The following is a 15,126-nucleotide window of genomic DNA, read 5'->3' on the forward strand; positions in this document are numbered from 1 at the left end:
GTTTATCCGAAAACCGGCGACAAATGGTGCCTTTACTTTGGTTCCTTTGCCCCTGGCCCGAATGCGAAGCGCTTGCCGTCGACTAGGCGGGTCGCGCCGGTGGCATCGAGGTGCTCGAAGAGCGGGATGGCAACCCGGCGCGTCGTCCCCAGGGCTTGGCGCGCCTCCGAGAGGGTGAAAGGCTGTTCCAACGTAGAGACAACTTCGAGTGCCTCGCGAGGAGCGGAAGGCAAAAGCACAACGCCTTTGTCTAACCGGAGCACACGCCCGGCGCGCTCGGCAGCGGCGAGCTCTTTGGGGCCCAGTCCTAGTTCCTTGAGTTCTTCTGCCTCCGGGGCAGCGAAAGGCTCGGCGTGCAGGCGTTGCTCGAGCTCAGCTACTCCCCTCTCCGCGGGGCCCAGGTCGACGGACTGACCGGGCACGCGCAGCACGCCATCGACCGATTCGAGCTTGGCTGCCGCTACTGCTAGGCCCAGCAGGGCCGGCTCTGACAGGTTCAGCGCGTCCATGGCCGCTGCTTTCGTCAGTCCTGGGGATAGCGGGTTGGCTGCCCTGTGTTCGTCGACCGCACGCAGAAGTGCGTCCTTCCACGCGGTCACCTGTCGTGCGGCAATCCACCACTGAGCGAACTCGATGACTCCGGCAGGCTTTTCCTCCACCGAGAAGCCATCGCGCACGAGCTCTTCGTGTGCAGCGTAGCCGCAGCGCTTGAGCCACTTGGACGGGTTCGCCGGTTCTAAAACTTCTAGCTCAGCTGCGCGCTTCTTCGCATCACCACGTCTGCGCAGCTCAGCCGGGTGCATGTCCACGACTTCGAAGCCCGCCGCCACGTGCCGCCCGCCGGGGCTGCGCACCACGAATCTATCGAGCAGCGTGAGAGGTAGCGGGCTTTCCAGTGTCAACCGCGCGAATTCACCGCCTAAAGGCCGCAGACGGGCACCGACCCCCGCCGTGCCAATGTGCACCACGAGGTTCTGGGGAAGCTCGGTCATCGCGGTCCCAAAAGTGCGGCGAATATCCACGGTATCGAGCACCCGCCACCGCTCGGGGCTCAACAGTGCATCCCCGCGATGAACCTGGTCGGCGGCCACCCCGCGGAGGTTGAGCGCCACGCGCGTAACCGGACCAGCGCTATTCACCGACTTGTTTTCACTGTGTACGCCGCGCACTGTCACGAGTTGCCTGCCAAGCTCCAGCTCATCCCCCACCGAGACAGTCCCCGCCGCCAGCGTTCCCGTCACCACGGTGCCCGCACCCTTCACACTGAAGGCACGATCGACCCACAACCGCACACGTGCTTGGGGATCTGGCGCGGGCATAGCGGCAAGGACCTTATCCAGTTCAGAACGCAGCTTGTCCACGCCCTCGCCGGTCTTAGCGGAGACTTCGACCACGGGAGCGTCGGCAAGCGCTGTTCCAGCCAGCTCTGCCTTGACCTGTGCGGCTACCTCAGCGCGGCGGGCCGAGTCAGCCCTATCCGCGCGGGTCAGCGCGACCACTCCGTGTTCGATTCCCACGGCGCGTAGGGCATCCCGGTGGTCAGTAGACTGCGCTTGCCAGCCTTCATCGGCCGCCACCACAAAGAGCACCACCGGTGCAGGCCCCACCCCGGCCAGCATGTTGCCTAGGAACTTCTCATGCCCCGGCACATCGACAAAAGCCACGTCGGCGCCGGAGTCGAGCTTCGTCCACACGAAGCCCAAGTCAATGGTCAGGCCGCGCCGCTTCTCTTCCTCCCAACGGTCCGGCTCCATCCCCGTCAACGCCTTAACCAGGCTCGACTTGCCGTGGTCCACATGCCCGGCCGTAGCCACAACGTACACCTACATCACCGCCTGAATTGCAGCAATAAGCTCCGCATCCTGCGACTCCGGCACGCAGCGCAGATCCACCAGGCAGCGGCCCTGGTTCACGCGCGCCACCACAGGAGGCTCGCCCAACCGCAGCGGACGGGCCAGCTCTTCTGGCAACGCCACAGCCCAGCCTGGCAGCGGTACCTCGGGCGCCCCGCCGCCGCCTACGCGCCCGGCATGCTCGACAACCTCGCCGCCTACCGCCGCGGCGACCTTCTCCGTACGCTCAAGGTGGCGTTGCGGATCAATATGGAGCGCGTCCTGCACGGCATTGGAGGGGGTTGAAAGCGAGGTTTCAAGCGCGTTGAGCCGCAGCTTATCGATGCGCACCGCCCTCGCCAGCGGATGCTTCCTACACGCGGCGATCGCTTCCTTCGTCCCCACAAGCACCCCGGCTTGTGGTCCGCCAAGGAGCTTATCCCCCGAAAAAAGCACCACGTCTGCACCATCGCGAAGAGCCTGGCTGGCGGAGGGTTCCTCAGGAAGCACCTCATCGGGTGCGAGCAACCCTGAGCCGATATCCACGATGAGCGGCAGATCTGTGAGTCTGCGCAGGTCTGCAACCGGCACAGAAGACGTAAACCCACTGATCAAGAAGTTCGAGGGATGCACCTTGAGAATCGCCCCGGTGTTCTCCCCGAGCGCCCGCTCGTAGTCCGCCACGTGGGTGCGGTTCGTCGCGCCCACCTCCCGCAAGCGGGTGGCCGTGGACTCGATGAGCTCCGGCAGACGGAAGCCCGCACCAATCTCAATAAGTTCGCCGCGGGAAATGATGACCTCCTTGCCCGGGGCCAAGGCAGCGGTCGCCAGCAACAGCGCAGAGGCCCCGTTGTTGACCACCAGCGCATCCTCCGCGCCGGGGCAGGCAGCCAAGACAGCGTCGACTGCCGCGCGCCCTCTATCCCGTGAGCGCAGGCCGCTGTCCAAGTCCATCTCAACGTCCGTATAGCCAGCTGCTGCCACGAGCGCATCCACCGCTGCCGGCGGCAAAGGGGCGCGGCCCAGGTTCGTGTGGATGATCACGCCCGTGGCATTGATGACGCGGCGCAAGGAATAGGGCTGTGCTACTTCCAGCCTGTCGGCCAGCTCCTCTTGAATGCGGGTGGGGTCAAGGGAGCCGGAGCGGGCGTCGGCAAGCACGGCGTCGATGATTGCCCGGACCTTGTGAGCTGCACTGCGCTCCCGCGCAGTGCGCACCGCTGGGTACTGGAGGATTTCATCCATCTTCGGGATGAAGCGGCGGGGGTCAGTCATCAAAGTTCCTCCTAGCTGCGCTAATGGCGGAGACGGACAGGAATCGAACCTGCCAGACCGAGATGCTCGGCCTCACCGGTTTTGAAGACCGGGGCGCCCACCAGGACACGTACGCCTCCGTCTGCTCACCATACACGCGGCTAGAATGACCCCCATGTCTGACATCACACTTACCTCCTTTGCCGCCGGTGGCGGCTGCGCCTGCAAGATTCCTCCGGGAGAGCTCGAATCGGCCGTCGCGGGCCTCGTGGGCACCGCGGACCCCAACGTGCTGGTCGGGCTTGACGACGGTGACGATGCCGCCGCCGTGCGCATCCCAAACGGCCTCGCGGTCATCTCCACCGCGGACTTCTTCACCCCGATGCTCAACGACCCCTATGACTGGGGCCGGGTGGCGGCAGCCAATGCGCTTTCCGACGTCTACGCCATGGGCGGCACTCCCATCACCGCCATCAACCTCGTGGGCTGGCCGCGCGAGAAGCTCGGTCTTGATGTATTGCGCGAGGTCCTGCGCGGTGGCATGGATGTGGCCAGCGAGGCAGGGATCTCCATTACTGGTGGACACTCCATCACTGCCCCGGAGCCCACGTATGGTTTGGCTGCCACGGGCATCGTCCACCCCGACAAGATTATGCGCAACGACGCCGCCGAGGCGGGCCTGCCCATCACGCTGACCAAACCAATCGGTGTGGGCATCCTCAATAACAAGCACAAGGCCACCGGTGAAGTCTCCCAGGCCGCGGTGGATTCCATGACCACGCTCAACCGCGACGCTGCCGCGGCCGCCGTAGCCGCGGGCGTGCGCGCGGCCACGGACGTCACCGGCTTCGGGCTTCTGGGCCACCTCTACAAGATGTGCCGCGCCTCCGGTGTCGGCGCGGAGCTGGATTTTTCCGCTGTTCCTGCGGTGGACGGCGCCATGGAGGCCCTGGCGGAGGGCTTCATCCCGGGCGGCTCGCGCCGCAACCTGGATTGGGTCCGCCCCCACCTCGACTCAGACTTGAGCGAAGAGGACTTGGTCTTCCTCGCCGATGCCCAAACCTCGGGTGGCCTGCTGGTCATCGGCGAGGTTCCTGGCTATCCGGTCATCGGCCGCACCGTGCCGGGCGAGGCGCGCATTACTATCCGCTAGTCACCGTCGAGTGCGTGAGGCCTTCTGCCTGGCGGCGGGCCTCAGCACGGCGCTTTTGCGGGCCAATGCTTGTCGCGGGGTCCTTCACCGCCTCCAGCCCCGCATTGAGCACGCCGAAACGAGTGCAGGCAGAACCCGCCAGAAGTGCCAGGCCGGAGACCACCGACACCGCCCGCGACTTTGTCACCGACGCGATTGCGGTTCCCACCCCGCCCGCGGCAATGAGCGCCTCGGAGGCCTTCATGAGTTTCCCGGGTGTGCCTTCGTGCAGCGGGCGCAGAGGCTCTGGCTCCATGTTCGCTTCCATGACACGGGTCGCGGCCAGATCGGTCGCCGCGGCAGTGATACCGAGCGCTCGTGCCGCGCCAGCATTCTCCACCGGGGTAAAGACCATGGCGGCGCCCGACGCCGCCGCCGAAGCCGAGGACACGAACACATAAGGCAGATGCTTCTTCGCGTCATTCCACGTCGGGTTTGACGTGTTGGCCAACAGCACCGCCGTGTAGCCCGCCAGCGGGCCACCAAGCACGCCGGCGACAGCGCCTGCTGGACCCGCCGCCGTATCGAGGAGGCGGCGAAGCGGCTTCGGCAGCACACCGCCGACCAGTGCGTCCGCTTCCACGACCGCCGGCAGGGCCGCGGCGGAAGCGAAGCTGCCCAGGATCCACGAGCCGATGGACATCGGCGAGGTCACCTTGAAGACGCGGAACATGTTGAGCAGGCGCTCTGGGCGGCCGAGGTCGAGCACCAAAAAGACCGAGCCTACCGACGCCGCGGAGAAAGCCGTCAGCCGCGTCGAGCGTTTCAGCGGTGCGTTCCCCGTGGCCTGGGCACCGGCGGCCAACATCGCAGAACCGCCGGCCACGCCGCCGAGGAAGAGATAGCCGCCGATGGGCCACTCCCACGGCGGGGCCTTGACTACGGGCTTGCCGTAATACGAGGAGAACTCGAAGTCCTCCGCCATACGCTCTTCTTTGGAACCATCCTGTGCCCCAGCGCCGACTCGTCCACGCCGGCGCTTCTTGCCGCCGCCTCGCCTGCGCCTAGGCTCCTGCGGCGGGCGGTACTCATCGAACTCGCTCACTTGCGGCCTCCCAACATGAATGCCCCGGCCACGGCCAGCGCCATTCCTCCGATAGCTTTCGCTGCGGTCTTGTACATCTGCGGCAAATCCGCCGTGGGAACGCGCGGATCCGGCGGCAGCCCGTAGACCTCTGGGGAATCGAGCAACAGAAAGATGGACCCGGTTCCGCCGACGCCATCCTGGGAATTAGCGCCATAGAGACGAGCCTCGGTCAGCCCCTGCTCGTGGAGGACGCGGACGCGCTCCTGCGCGGCGGCGAGCATCTCCTCGTAGGGGCCGAACTGAATGGAGTCCGTGGGGCACGTTTTGGCGCAGGCAGGCTGCTCACCAATCTTGAGGCGGTCATAACACATGGTGCACTTCTGGGCCACGCCCAAGTTCTTGATCGGCATCGCCTGCCCCGGAATGTGGTCAGGTCCCTGGGGTTTCAGCTGCTTCAGCTTTGCCAGCACGTTCACACCCGCGTGGTCAGGGACCTCATAATCCACGGTGGCGGTCTTGTCCGCCTTGAGCGTCACGCCGCCGTCATCGCGGCGCTCGATGACGCCAAACGGGCAACCGGCAACGCAGGTCCCGCAGCCATTGCACACATCATCCTGCACCACGACGGTGCCGAACTCGGAGCGAAAGAGCGCGCCCGTCGGGCACACGTCCAAGCAGCCCGCGTTGGTGCAGTGCTTGCAGACGTCGGAGGACATCAGCCAGCGAAAATCATCGGTATCTGGGGTGACGCTTGGTGCAGAGGTTGTGGGCATACCCAGCGCGACGAGTCTGCGCCCCTCCTCGCGCGCCTGCTCAATGCGCTCGTTGTTTTGCTCGATGAAGGCCACGTGACGCCACGTATTCGCGCCCAGCCCGCCAGTGTTGTCATAGGAGTTTCCGGTAACCGCGTAGCCTTCCACTGGGTTGCGGTTCCATTCCTTGCACGCCACCTCGCAGGCTTTGCAGCCAATGCACACCGAGGTATCGGTAAAGAACGCCATTCGCTGATAGGTCTCATAGCCGTGTCGATCGGCCTTTTCGGTCAAAATATTAGCCACGCGTCCTCCTTAGCTTTCTTTACCTTCATAGTCTGCCTCGTTGCCCGCCGTTGAATCATCACCAGTGTTCTCTGCGGAGGCGGTGCTCTCAGTGGTGAAGGCGTCTGAGACATCCAGGATCCTGTTTCCGGATTCCACGGTCAGGTGCGCCCGCTCCTGGTATTCGCGGAGCAGCTTGACGCGTGCCTCGCCGCGCGGGCGGCGGCCCGGCTGAATATCGCACGCACCCACCTTGGAGTTCTGGATGAACACGTTCGGCTCCAAGGTCAGACCCAACAGGTCGTTGGCGCCATCGCCGGCCACCTCGGTGGTCTCCGATTCTCCGTAGTGATAAGGCAGGCCGATCTGGTGGAAGTCCTCACCATTGATGGTGAGCATCTCCATGCGGTCCGTCACCAAAACCTGAGCCTCGATGACGCCGCGCGGGGACACGATGGTGGCCCACTCGCCGTTGACCAATCCACGCTTGGCGGCCAGTTCCTTGTCCACCTCGCAGAAGAGTCCCGGCTGCAGCTCCGCCAAGTAAGGCAAGCGGCGCGACATCGCGCCCGAGGTGTACATCTCCGTCAGACGGTAGGTGGAGAAGACAAACGGGAACACGTCCTCGCCCCGCTCCCCTGGCTCGGGGCGGGAAAGGTTGTCCGCGCGTTTGATAGTCAGGCGCGTCGGTGACTGCTGCTGCTTGTACAGAGCGTTGTGCACCGGTGATTCCTGCGGCTCGTAGTGAGTCGGCAGCGGTCCGTCGGACAGCCCCTTCGGCGCGAACAGCCAACCCAGGCCGTCGGCCTGCATGATAAACGGATCGTCGCCATCGAGGGCGTCGGGGCCGACGGCGTCGACAGGCGCGACATAATCCGGGCGCTTCGTCACCGGGAAGTCCGGGACATCATCGCCGACCCACTTGCCCTGGTCCTCGTCCCACCAAATGTACTTCTTGCGCTCCGACCACGGAGTGCCATCCGGCTTGGCGGAGGCGCGGTTGTACAGGATGCGTCGGTTGGCCGGCCAGACCCAGCCCCACTCGAGTGCCACCTCGTTCTGCTCCGAACCCGGGACCTTCTTCGCGGCGTGGTTGATGCCGTCCTTATACACGCCGGTGTAAATCCAGCAGCCGCCGGAGGTAGAACCATCGGCGCGCATCTCCGTGAAACTCGGCAGCAATTGGCCCTTCTTCGGCCCGTCGAGGTAGTAGCCGTTGATCTCGCGCAAGATCTCGTCCGAGCTGGGATCCCCGTGCTCATCCTCGGTGTAATCCCACGTCACGGACTTAATCGGCAGGTCGCGCGGGTCGGTCGAATCCGCCAAGCGCTCCCGAATCTTCTTGCCCAGCTGGTAGAAGAACCACGCCTCACTGCGGGCCTGGCCCGGCGGCGGAGTCGCCTGGAAGCGCCACTGCACCATGCGCTGAGTCTGGGTAAAAGTTCCGGACTTCTCCACGTGCGTTGCCGCCGGCATGAGGAAGACCTCGGTGGCAATCTCCTCGGTCTTGAGCTCGCCGTTCTTGACTTCCGGCGAATCCTTCCAGAAACTTGCCGTTTCAATCTCCTGGAAATCGCGGACAACCAGCCACTTCAGCGAGGCGAGCCCGCGGCGCTGCATGCCGCCGTTGGACTGCGCCACCGCAGGGTTCTGGCCAAAGACAAAGTAGCCTTCCACCTCCTTGCGCAGCATGGCCAACAAGGTCTCATACGTCGAGTGCGCACCGGACAGGCGCGGCATGAGGTCAAAACCCCAGTTATTTTCCTTGGTTGCGGCGTCGCCCCAGTAGGACTTCATGAGCGAGACCGCGTAGTTCTCACCCAGCTGCCAGAAACCCTTCTGGTCTTCCTGCCGGAAGGAATCCAGGTAATCTTCCCAGGTCTCCTGATCCGCGTGCGGCATCGGCAGGTAACCCGGAAGCGAATTGAACAGAGTCGGGATATCCGTCGAACCCTGAATCGAGGCATGCCCGCGCAAGGCCATGATGCCCGAGCCAGGTCGTCCCACGTTGCCCATGAGCAGCTGCAGGATCGCCGCGGTACGGATGAACTGTGCGCCCAGGGTGTGCTGTGTAAAGCCCAGCGCGTAGGCGAAGCACGTGGTGCGCTCCGGGGTGGAGTTCTGCGCAATCGAGTCCGCCAAGTAGTAGAAGTCCTCCGGCGAAATGCCACAGGTCTCCTCCACCATCTCCGGGGTGTAGCGCGAGTAGTGGCGCTTGAGAATCTGGAAGACCGTGTTCGGATCCTCCAGCGTCAGGTCCTTCTCCACGTTCCACGAGGAGCCCTCAGGCTTTTGCACGTACTGCCACGAGTCCGTGACGTACTTGCCTTTCTCCGCGTCGTACCCGGAGAACAAGCCCTCCAAATCCTCGGTGTCCTGGAAATCCGGCGAGATGATCGACGCCGCGTTCGTGTAATTCACCACGTAATCGTGGAAATACAGGTCATTATCCAGCACGTACTTGATAATCGCGCCGAGCAGCACCACGTCCGTGCCTCCGCGAATGCCGATGTGGCGGTTCGCAAAGGCAGACGTACGTGTGTAGCGCGGATCCACGTGGATAATGCGCGCACCACGCTTCTTGGCTTCCACGACCCATTGGAATCCCACGGGGTGGCATTCCGCCATATTAGAACCCTCGATGACGATGCAGTCCGCATTCGCCATATCCTGCAGCGGTTGGGTTGCGCCGCCGCGGCCAAACGACGTTCCTAGACTAGGAACAGTGGCGGAGTGTCATATGCGCGCCTGGTTTTCCACCTGGATCGCGCCGGTGGCGGTAAACAGTTTCTTAATGAGGTAGTTCTCCTCATTATCTAGCGTCGCACCACCCAGGCCCGCAATGCCCATGGTGCGGTTGAGACGACGCCCGTGCTTATCGACGTCCTCCCAGTGCCTCGCGCGCGCCTCCACGAAACGGTCCGCGATCATATCCATCGCGGTTTCTTCGTCGAGCTCCTGCCATTCGGTGGCATAGGGCGCTCGGTACTTGATCGTGGTGATGCGTGTCGAGGAATTAATAAGCTGCTCAGAAGCAGAGCCCTTGGGACACAGGCGGCCGCGGGAAATCGGGGAATCTGGGTCGCCCTCGATTTGGATGACGCGGTCATCCTTGACATAAACGCGCTGAGAACAACCCACTGCGCAGTAGGGGCAGACCGACTGGACGACGCGGTCCGCGTCAACGGTGCGTCCGCGCAGGTCTTCACTCTTAGCCGACTGCGTGGACACGTCGCGGCCGAAGGCATCCTTGTTCCGGATTTGGCGCACAACGGGCCAATTCAGTGGGCTAAAACGTGACATGATTCAAACCTACTGGCTTGGCCTTGCGTTTTCCACCCTGTTCAAGACCAGAAAATACTGAACAAACCCAAAACGCGAAAAGCTGGAGCTTTGCAGCTCCAGCCTCTTAGCCCTTAACCGAGATTACTTGCGGGTCTCGGTGATGCCGTCGGTATCGATTTGCTCCTTGCGCAGATCCTCGGTGTGGGTCTCGGTGTCCTTGATGGTCTCCTTGGAAAGGTTAACCTTCTCCACCGGGACGGTCTTCTTCTCTACATTCACGCGCTCTTCGTGCAGGGTGACGGAAGCTTCCTCCGCGCCGTTATCACCGATGGTGCCGGTGTAGTTGGCAGCGTCAGCCTCGGAAATCGGGGTGCGCTCGACGCGAACCTCTTCGCGCTCAACCGGAACCTCGACGGTCTCGGTATCGGTCACGACGTACTTGCGCAGGCGCGCCTCGCCGGTGGCCACGCGCTCCTTGTTGACGTCCAAGCGCTCCTCGGAGCGGATAACCTCGCCCTCATTGTTGGTGAGGTTGCTGCTGGTAGCAGCAGTCTCATCCTTAGCGTGTGCACCTGCACCAGCACCGGCAACACCAGCGCCAGCTACGCCAGCACCGGCAACGCCAGCGCGCTCATCACGCTCGTCACGGTAGGTGGTTACGTCCTGTGCGTTCTCGAGGTCGTAGTGCTTGAAGATGTCCGCCTGCGCCTCAGGAGTCAGCGGCTTATCGGAGTCAAAATCCGGCGCGTTCTCGATGCGGTCCTTAGAGAAAGCCAGCTTGAGCTCATCACCGGTGAAATCGTGACCACGGAGCGGAACCAAGCTGGAGCTCATACCGAACAGACCGTGGTTGACCTCAACGAAAGTCGGCTGACCGGACTGCTCGTCGACGAAGACCTCCTTGACGGAGCCCAGCTTCTCGCCGGCCTTGTCGTATGCGGTTGCGTTAAACAGATCCTTGATGTTCTTACCCATTGTTTCTCTAAACCTTTCTACATTTGGTCTATATCTCGATGGCAAACGATAGCTTTCATCTCTACCCCCATAAATCCCAGGGGATTGGGGAACGATTTGCTATTTCGTTTGCGTTGACCCCCACCATACTGACGACACAACAATGCGCCACCGCCGCATCCCCTTCTTTTGTCAAAATCGCGCGTAGCCGCAGGTCATATTAGCTATAACGATTAGATTACAGCCTTTTTGAGCACTTCAAACGCCTGCCAGCCTAGCCCTACATTTCCTCCCCATATTCTAGAACGAAACATTAACGCACTAACTTGCGCCCGCAACGTAGCACCCAACAGCAACCCTCTACGTGACCCCTTACTACTTCCATAGACACAACCAACAAACATTAGCTACCCCCATCCCAACTTTCGGATTCATTAAATGGTCTACTCCCCCAATCGTCACACCGCCATACCTGAGTACCCTGAACACCATGAACCAAACTGAACACTTCGAGCTCAAAGTCCCCGGCGGCAAACTACTCGTCGTCGATCTCGATATTGACGCCGACAGCACCGTTACCGCAGCCAAGGTCTCTGGCGATTTCTTCCTCGAACCGGAAGAGGCCTACGAGGCACTAGCCCCAGCGCTGGTCGGCATCACTACTGCCACAAGCACCGAGGACATCCAATCCCGCCTCGATGCCGCCCTGGCGCGAATCGATTCACCCGTAGCTCTCCACGGATTCGACACCCACCACCTAGCTGTCACGGTCAAGCGCGCGCTGTCAGGCGGCACCGATTTCACCGACCACAGCTGGGAGATCCTGCGTCCTGGGGTTCTACCTACCCCAGTAAACGTTGCCCTCGATGAAGTCCTCCTCAACGAAGTCGCGGAAGGAAAGCGCGGGCCCACGCTCCGCTTCTGGGAATGGGAGGACCGCGCCGTCGTCTTCGGTTCCTACCAGTCCTATGCCAACGAGTTGGACCAGGAGGGCGTCGACAAGCACGGCATCATTCCAGTGCGCCGAATCTCCGGTGGTGGCGCAATGTTTATGGAGGGCGGCAACTGCGTGACTTATTCCCTGTACGCCCCAGACTCGCTCGTGGCCGGTTATTCCTATGAGGCTAGCTACGAATATCTAGACCAATGGGTTCTCGCGGCGCTCGGAAAGCTTGGTGTCAATGCCTGGTACGTGCCGATTAATGACATCACGTCGGACGGCGGAAAGATTGGCGGTGCCGCCCAAAAGCGCCGGAAGGGCGCGGTACTCCACCACACCACGATGAGCTATGACATCGATGCAGACAAGATGATGGAGGTCCTACGCATCGGCAAGGTCAAGGTCTCTTCCAAGGGCCTAGCCAGCGCAAAGAAGCGCGTGGACCCGCTGCGCCGCCAAACCGGCGTGCCGCGCGAGGAAATCATCGAGACTATGGCTACCGAGTTTGCCACCCGCTATGGCGCCGTCGACGCCGAGCTTTCCGACGACACACTCGCCGCCGCCCGCCACCTCGTCGACACCAAGTTCCTCAACGACGAGTGGACCAAGCGCATCCCATAATTTGCGGGGGAATTTCTGGGCAGCGTACGGTGTTACATGTTCTAATGAACCGATCGGTATGATTTTACCGAACCAAATGGTCCATTTCTATACAACACTGTCTAGAAGGAAAATCTCGTGTCCGACACTTCCTCCCGCGCATCCTCGCGCACGCTGCCCTCGTGGGCCACCGGCTTTGGCGCCCAGGTCATCGCCGGCCTCATTATCGGCCTTATTCTCGGATTCATCGCTTCCGGCATGGAGTCCTCGTGGCTCTCCGATACCTTGTCCGGCGTCGGCGGCGCGTACGTCCAATTGCTCAAAGTGATGGTCCCGCCGCTCATCTTCGCGGCTGTCGTCACCTCGGTTGCCAACCTGCGCAAGGTGGCTAACGCCGCCTCGCTGGCAATCTCCACTCTTGTATGGTTCGCCATTACGGCCTTCTTCTCCGTCTTGGCTGGCATTCTCGTCGCCCTCGTGATGAAGCCAGGCGTAGGCACGACTGTCGACGCCTCCACCGCCGCCGATCCCTCCAACGTTGGCTCCTGGACCGCATTCCTCCAGCAACTCGTCCCCGCCAACTTCTTTGGACTCAAAGCTTCGCTTAGCGACGGCGAAGTCTCCCTCAGCTTCGGCGCCCTTCAGCTCCTTGTCATTTCTTTGGCTCTGGGCATCGCAGCGGTCAAGGCTGGCAAGGCAGCCGATCCCTTCCTGCGCTTTACCGAATCCTTCCTCAAGGTCATCCAGGTGGTTCTCTGGTGGATCATCCGTCTCGCCCCGATTGGCACCGCCGCCCTCATCGGTAAAGCCGTGTCTACCTACGGCTGGGATGCGCTGAGCTCCTTGGGCAAGTTCGTCCTCGCGATGTATGTCGGGCTCGCCCTTGTCATTGTTGTGGTCTACCCTGCCGTCCTCGCGTTCAACCGCATTCCAATCATTGGCTTCTACAAGCGCGTATGGCCAGTATTCTCCCTCGGTTTCGTCACCCGTTCTTCTATGGGAGTCATGCCGGTTACCCAGCGCTTTACGGAGAGGGCTATGGGTGTGCCTCGCGAATACGCCTCCTTCGCCATCCCGCTCGGCGCTACCACGAAGATGGACGGCTGCGCTTCCGTCTACCCGGCTATCGCCGCCATCTTCATTGCGCAGTTCTACGGAATTGACCTTTCCCCGACCCAATACCTTCTCATCATCTTCGTTTCCGTCATTGGTTCCGCAGCTACTGCCGGCACGACAGGCGCCACCGTTATGTTGACACTGACGCTCTCCACACTGGGTCTCCCGCTGGCAGGCGTCGGCCTCTTGCTCGCCATCGAACCCATCATTGATATGGGACGCACCGCCGTCAACGTCACCGGTCAGGCGCTGTGTGCCACCATCGTCGCCAAGCGCGCCGGCATCCAAGATCAGGCAACTTGGGATGCTGCCGAAGGCGGCGTCAATGACATCATGAACGCTGACGAGAACGACCGGGAAAGCGTGAACGCTTAGAAAGTAAGTGACGTGGGGCACACATAGTTTCTGTACGGTGGAAGCTATGTCCACGTCAACCCAAGCACCACCAGACCCCGATTCCACACAACACCGCAGCGCTATCAAGGCGTCCTTCATAGGAACATTCATCGAATGGTTCGACTATGCGGCCTACATTTATATGTCGGCCATTATCTCCCGGGTCTTCTTCCCGGAGATGGAAGGGCGCCGCGCGCTCATCATGACATTCGCGCTCTTTGCGCTCTCCTTCCTCGTCCGCCCACTCGGCGGAATTGTGTGGGGACACTTTGGTGACAAACATGGACGAATTCAAACCCTGACGGTTTCGATCACGATGATGTCGCTGGCGACAGCCGTGATCGGCTTCCTCCCCAGCTATGAAACCATCGGATTCGCCGCCACTCTGCTGCTTCTGCTTTCCCGTATGGTCCAAGGTTTCTCCGCGGCGGGCGAATATGCCGGCGCAGCCACGCACCTGGCGGAAATCGCTCCGACGCATAAGCGGGGTATCTACGCCGCAATCGTGCCTTCCGCCACGGCATCCGGCCTGCTGCTGGGTTCTCTCATCGCGGCACTACTCACCGGCGTGCTTGACGACGATGCTCTCATTTCTTGGGGTTGGCGCGTCCCCTTCCTCATCGCACTACCTCTGGGCCTTTATGGCCTGTGGATTCGCCGCAACGCCGACGAGTCTTCCCGCTTTGAGAATCAAGATGACACGGAGGAATCCCCTCTTCGCGAGGTCATCAAATATCCCAAGGCCCTGGCAATTGCCTTCTCGGGCGCGGTTCTCAACGCCATTGGTTTCTACGTCATCCTGACCTATTTGCCCACCTACCTCTCCCAGGAGCTGGGCATGGCGGAGACACCTGCCTTCATTGCGTCGTCGGTCGCTTCCGCGTTCTATATCGGCTTCGCGCTTCTCACCGGCCTGCTATCGGACCGCCTGGGCCGCCGCACGACCATGCTGTGCGCTGCACTTTTCATGGGACTCTTCATCGTCCCTGCGTTCATGCTTCTCGACGGCGCCGGCATTTTCCTCGTCATCGTCATTCAAGTATGCCTCGGCGGCGTGCTTGCGCTTAACGACGGCGTCCTCCCCTCCTTCCTCTCCGAACAGTTCCCCACCCATGTTCGCCTTTCCGGCTTTGCTCTCACCTTCAACACGGCAAACGCTGTCTTCGGCGGCACAGCGCCCATGATCGCCACTTGGCTCATTGACAAAACCGACAACCAACTCGCCCCGGCGTATTACCTTGTTGCCGCCGCAATCATCACCGGCGGAGGCGTTCTCTTCGCCTCCAAGCGGAATCGCCTAAAAGAGATCTAGCCCACCGCCTCACTCTCCCCCTCCTGGTAGTAACTTCCATCAACGACCCACACTTGAGCTTCAGCGGCAGCGTCAATCGCCCGACCGCTGGCGATCCGAATTGTCGTTTCAGACGACGAGCAGGGCCAGGGGACCTGAACCCTGTTAGGTAGACACCTGATATCCAGCCCGGTTGGGTTGG

Annotated in this window: 10 protein-coding genes and 1 tRNA gene; 4 read left to right on the top strand and 7 right to left on the bottom strand. The window is 61.9% G+C overall.

Going from position 1 to position 15,126, the window contains the following annotated elements; genetic code table 11:
- Positions 1 to 32: 32 nt before the first annotated feature.
- The 3 genes from selB to HMPREF2932_RS01665 form a co-directional block, all read right to left on the bottom strand.
- On the bottom strand, positions 33 to 1,823 hold the full coding sequence (gene selB, locus HMPREF2932_RS01655; RefSeq protein ID WP_071409458.1) for a selenocysteine-specific translation elongation factor: 1,791 nt from the start codon (positions 1,821 to 1,823) through the stop codon (positions 33 to 35).
- Positions 1,824 to 3,107: an L-seryl-tRNA(Sec) selenium transferase gene (selA, locus tag HMPREF2932_RS01660; protein WP_210397733.1), complete on the bottom strand. Its 1,284-nt coding sequence runs from the start codon at positions 3,105 to 3,107 to the stop codon at positions 1,824 to 1,826.
- Positions 3,108 to 3,131: 24 nt separating this feature from the next.
- Positions 3,132 to 3,226 (bottom strand) — tRNA-Sec (locus HMPREF2932_RS01665).
- Between the two features lie 35 nt (positions 3,227 to 3,261).
- Here HMPREF2932_RS01665 and selD point away from each other — a divergent pair.
- Positions 3,262 to 4,239, top strand: coding sequence for a selenide, water dikinase SelD (selD, locus tag HMPREF2932_RS01670; RefSeq protein ID WP_071409460.1), 978 nt, complete (start codon positions 3,262 to 3,264; stop codon positions 4,237 to 4,239).
- Here the strand turns inward: selD and nrfD are convergent.
- The 4 genes from nrfD to HMPREF2932_RS01695 form a co-directional block, all read right to left on the bottom strand.
- The gene (gene nrfD, locus HMPREF2932_RS01675) at positions 4,229 to 5,323 is read right to left on the bottom strand and encodes an NrfD/PsrC family molybdoenzyme membrane anchor subunit (RefSeq protein ID WP_071409461.1); all 1,095 of its coding nucleotides are present in this window, start codon (positions 5,321 to 5,323) and stop codon (positions 4,229 to 4,231) included. The genes selD and nrfD overlap by 11 nt on opposite strands.
- On the bottom strand, positions 5,320 to 6,363 hold the full coding sequence (locus HMPREF2932_RS01680) for a 4Fe-4S dicluster domain-containing protein (protein WP_070546209.1): 1,044 nt from the start codon (positions 6,361 to 6,363) through the stop codon (positions 5,320 to 5,322). Before HMPREF2932_RS01680 ends, nrfD begins: the two co-directional genes overlap by 4 nt.
- 9 nt (positions 6,364 to 6,372) lie before the next feature.
- Positions 6,373 to 9,645 (bottom strand): formate dehydrogenase-N subunit alpha, encoded by a 3,273-nt coding sequence (fdnG, locus tag HMPREF2932_RS01685; protein WP_246818607.1) that lies wholly within the window; start codon positions 9,643 to 9,645, stop codon positions 6,373 to 6,375.
- A gap of 123 nt (positions 9,646 to 9,768) precedes the next feature.
- A complete protein-coding gene (locus HMPREF2932_RS01695; RefSeq protein WP_046648257.1) occupies positions 9,769 to 10,602 on the bottom strand; it encodes a PRC and DUF2382 domain-containing protein in 834 nt (277 codons plus the stop codon).
- Positions 10,603 to 11,071: 469 nt separating this feature from the next.
- Between HMPREF2932_RS01695 and HMPREF2932_RS01700 the strand changes: the two genes are divergently transcribed.
- From HMPREF2932_RS01700 to HMPREF2932_RS01710, 3 genes are all read left to right on the top strand, one after another.
- On the top strand, positions 11,072 to 12,142 hold the full coding sequence (locus HMPREF2932_RS01700) for a lipoate--protein ligase family protein (protein WP_071409463.1): 1,071 nt from the start codon (positions 11,072 to 11,074) through the stop codon (positions 12,140 to 12,142).
- A 117-nt stretch (positions 12,143 to 12,259) separates the two neighbouring features.
- Positions 12,260 to 13,612 (top strand): dicarboxylate/amino acid:cation symporter, encoded by a 1,353-nt coding sequence (locus tag HMPREF2932_RS01705; RefSeq protein WP_071409464.1) that lies wholly within the window; start codon positions 12,260 to 12,262, stop codon positions 13,610 to 13,612.
- A 46-nt stretch (positions 13,613 to 13,658) separates the two neighbouring features.
- Positions 13,659 to 14,945 carry an MFS transporter gene (locus tag HMPREF2932_RS01710; RefSeq protein WP_071409465.1) on the top strand — a complete coding sequence of 429 codons (1,287 nt, stop codon included), beginning with the start codon at positions 13,659 to 13,661 and terminating at the stop codon, positions 14,943 to 14,945.
- Positions 14,946 to 15,126: the final 181 nt, after the last annotated feature.

The sequence above is a fragment of the Corynebacterium sp. HMSC074H12 genome (genome assembly GCF_001813755.1).
In the GTDB taxonomy this organism is placed as follows: Bacteria; Actinomycetota; Actinomycetes; order Mycobacteriales; family Mycobacteriaceae; genus Corynebacterium; species Corynebacterium hiratae.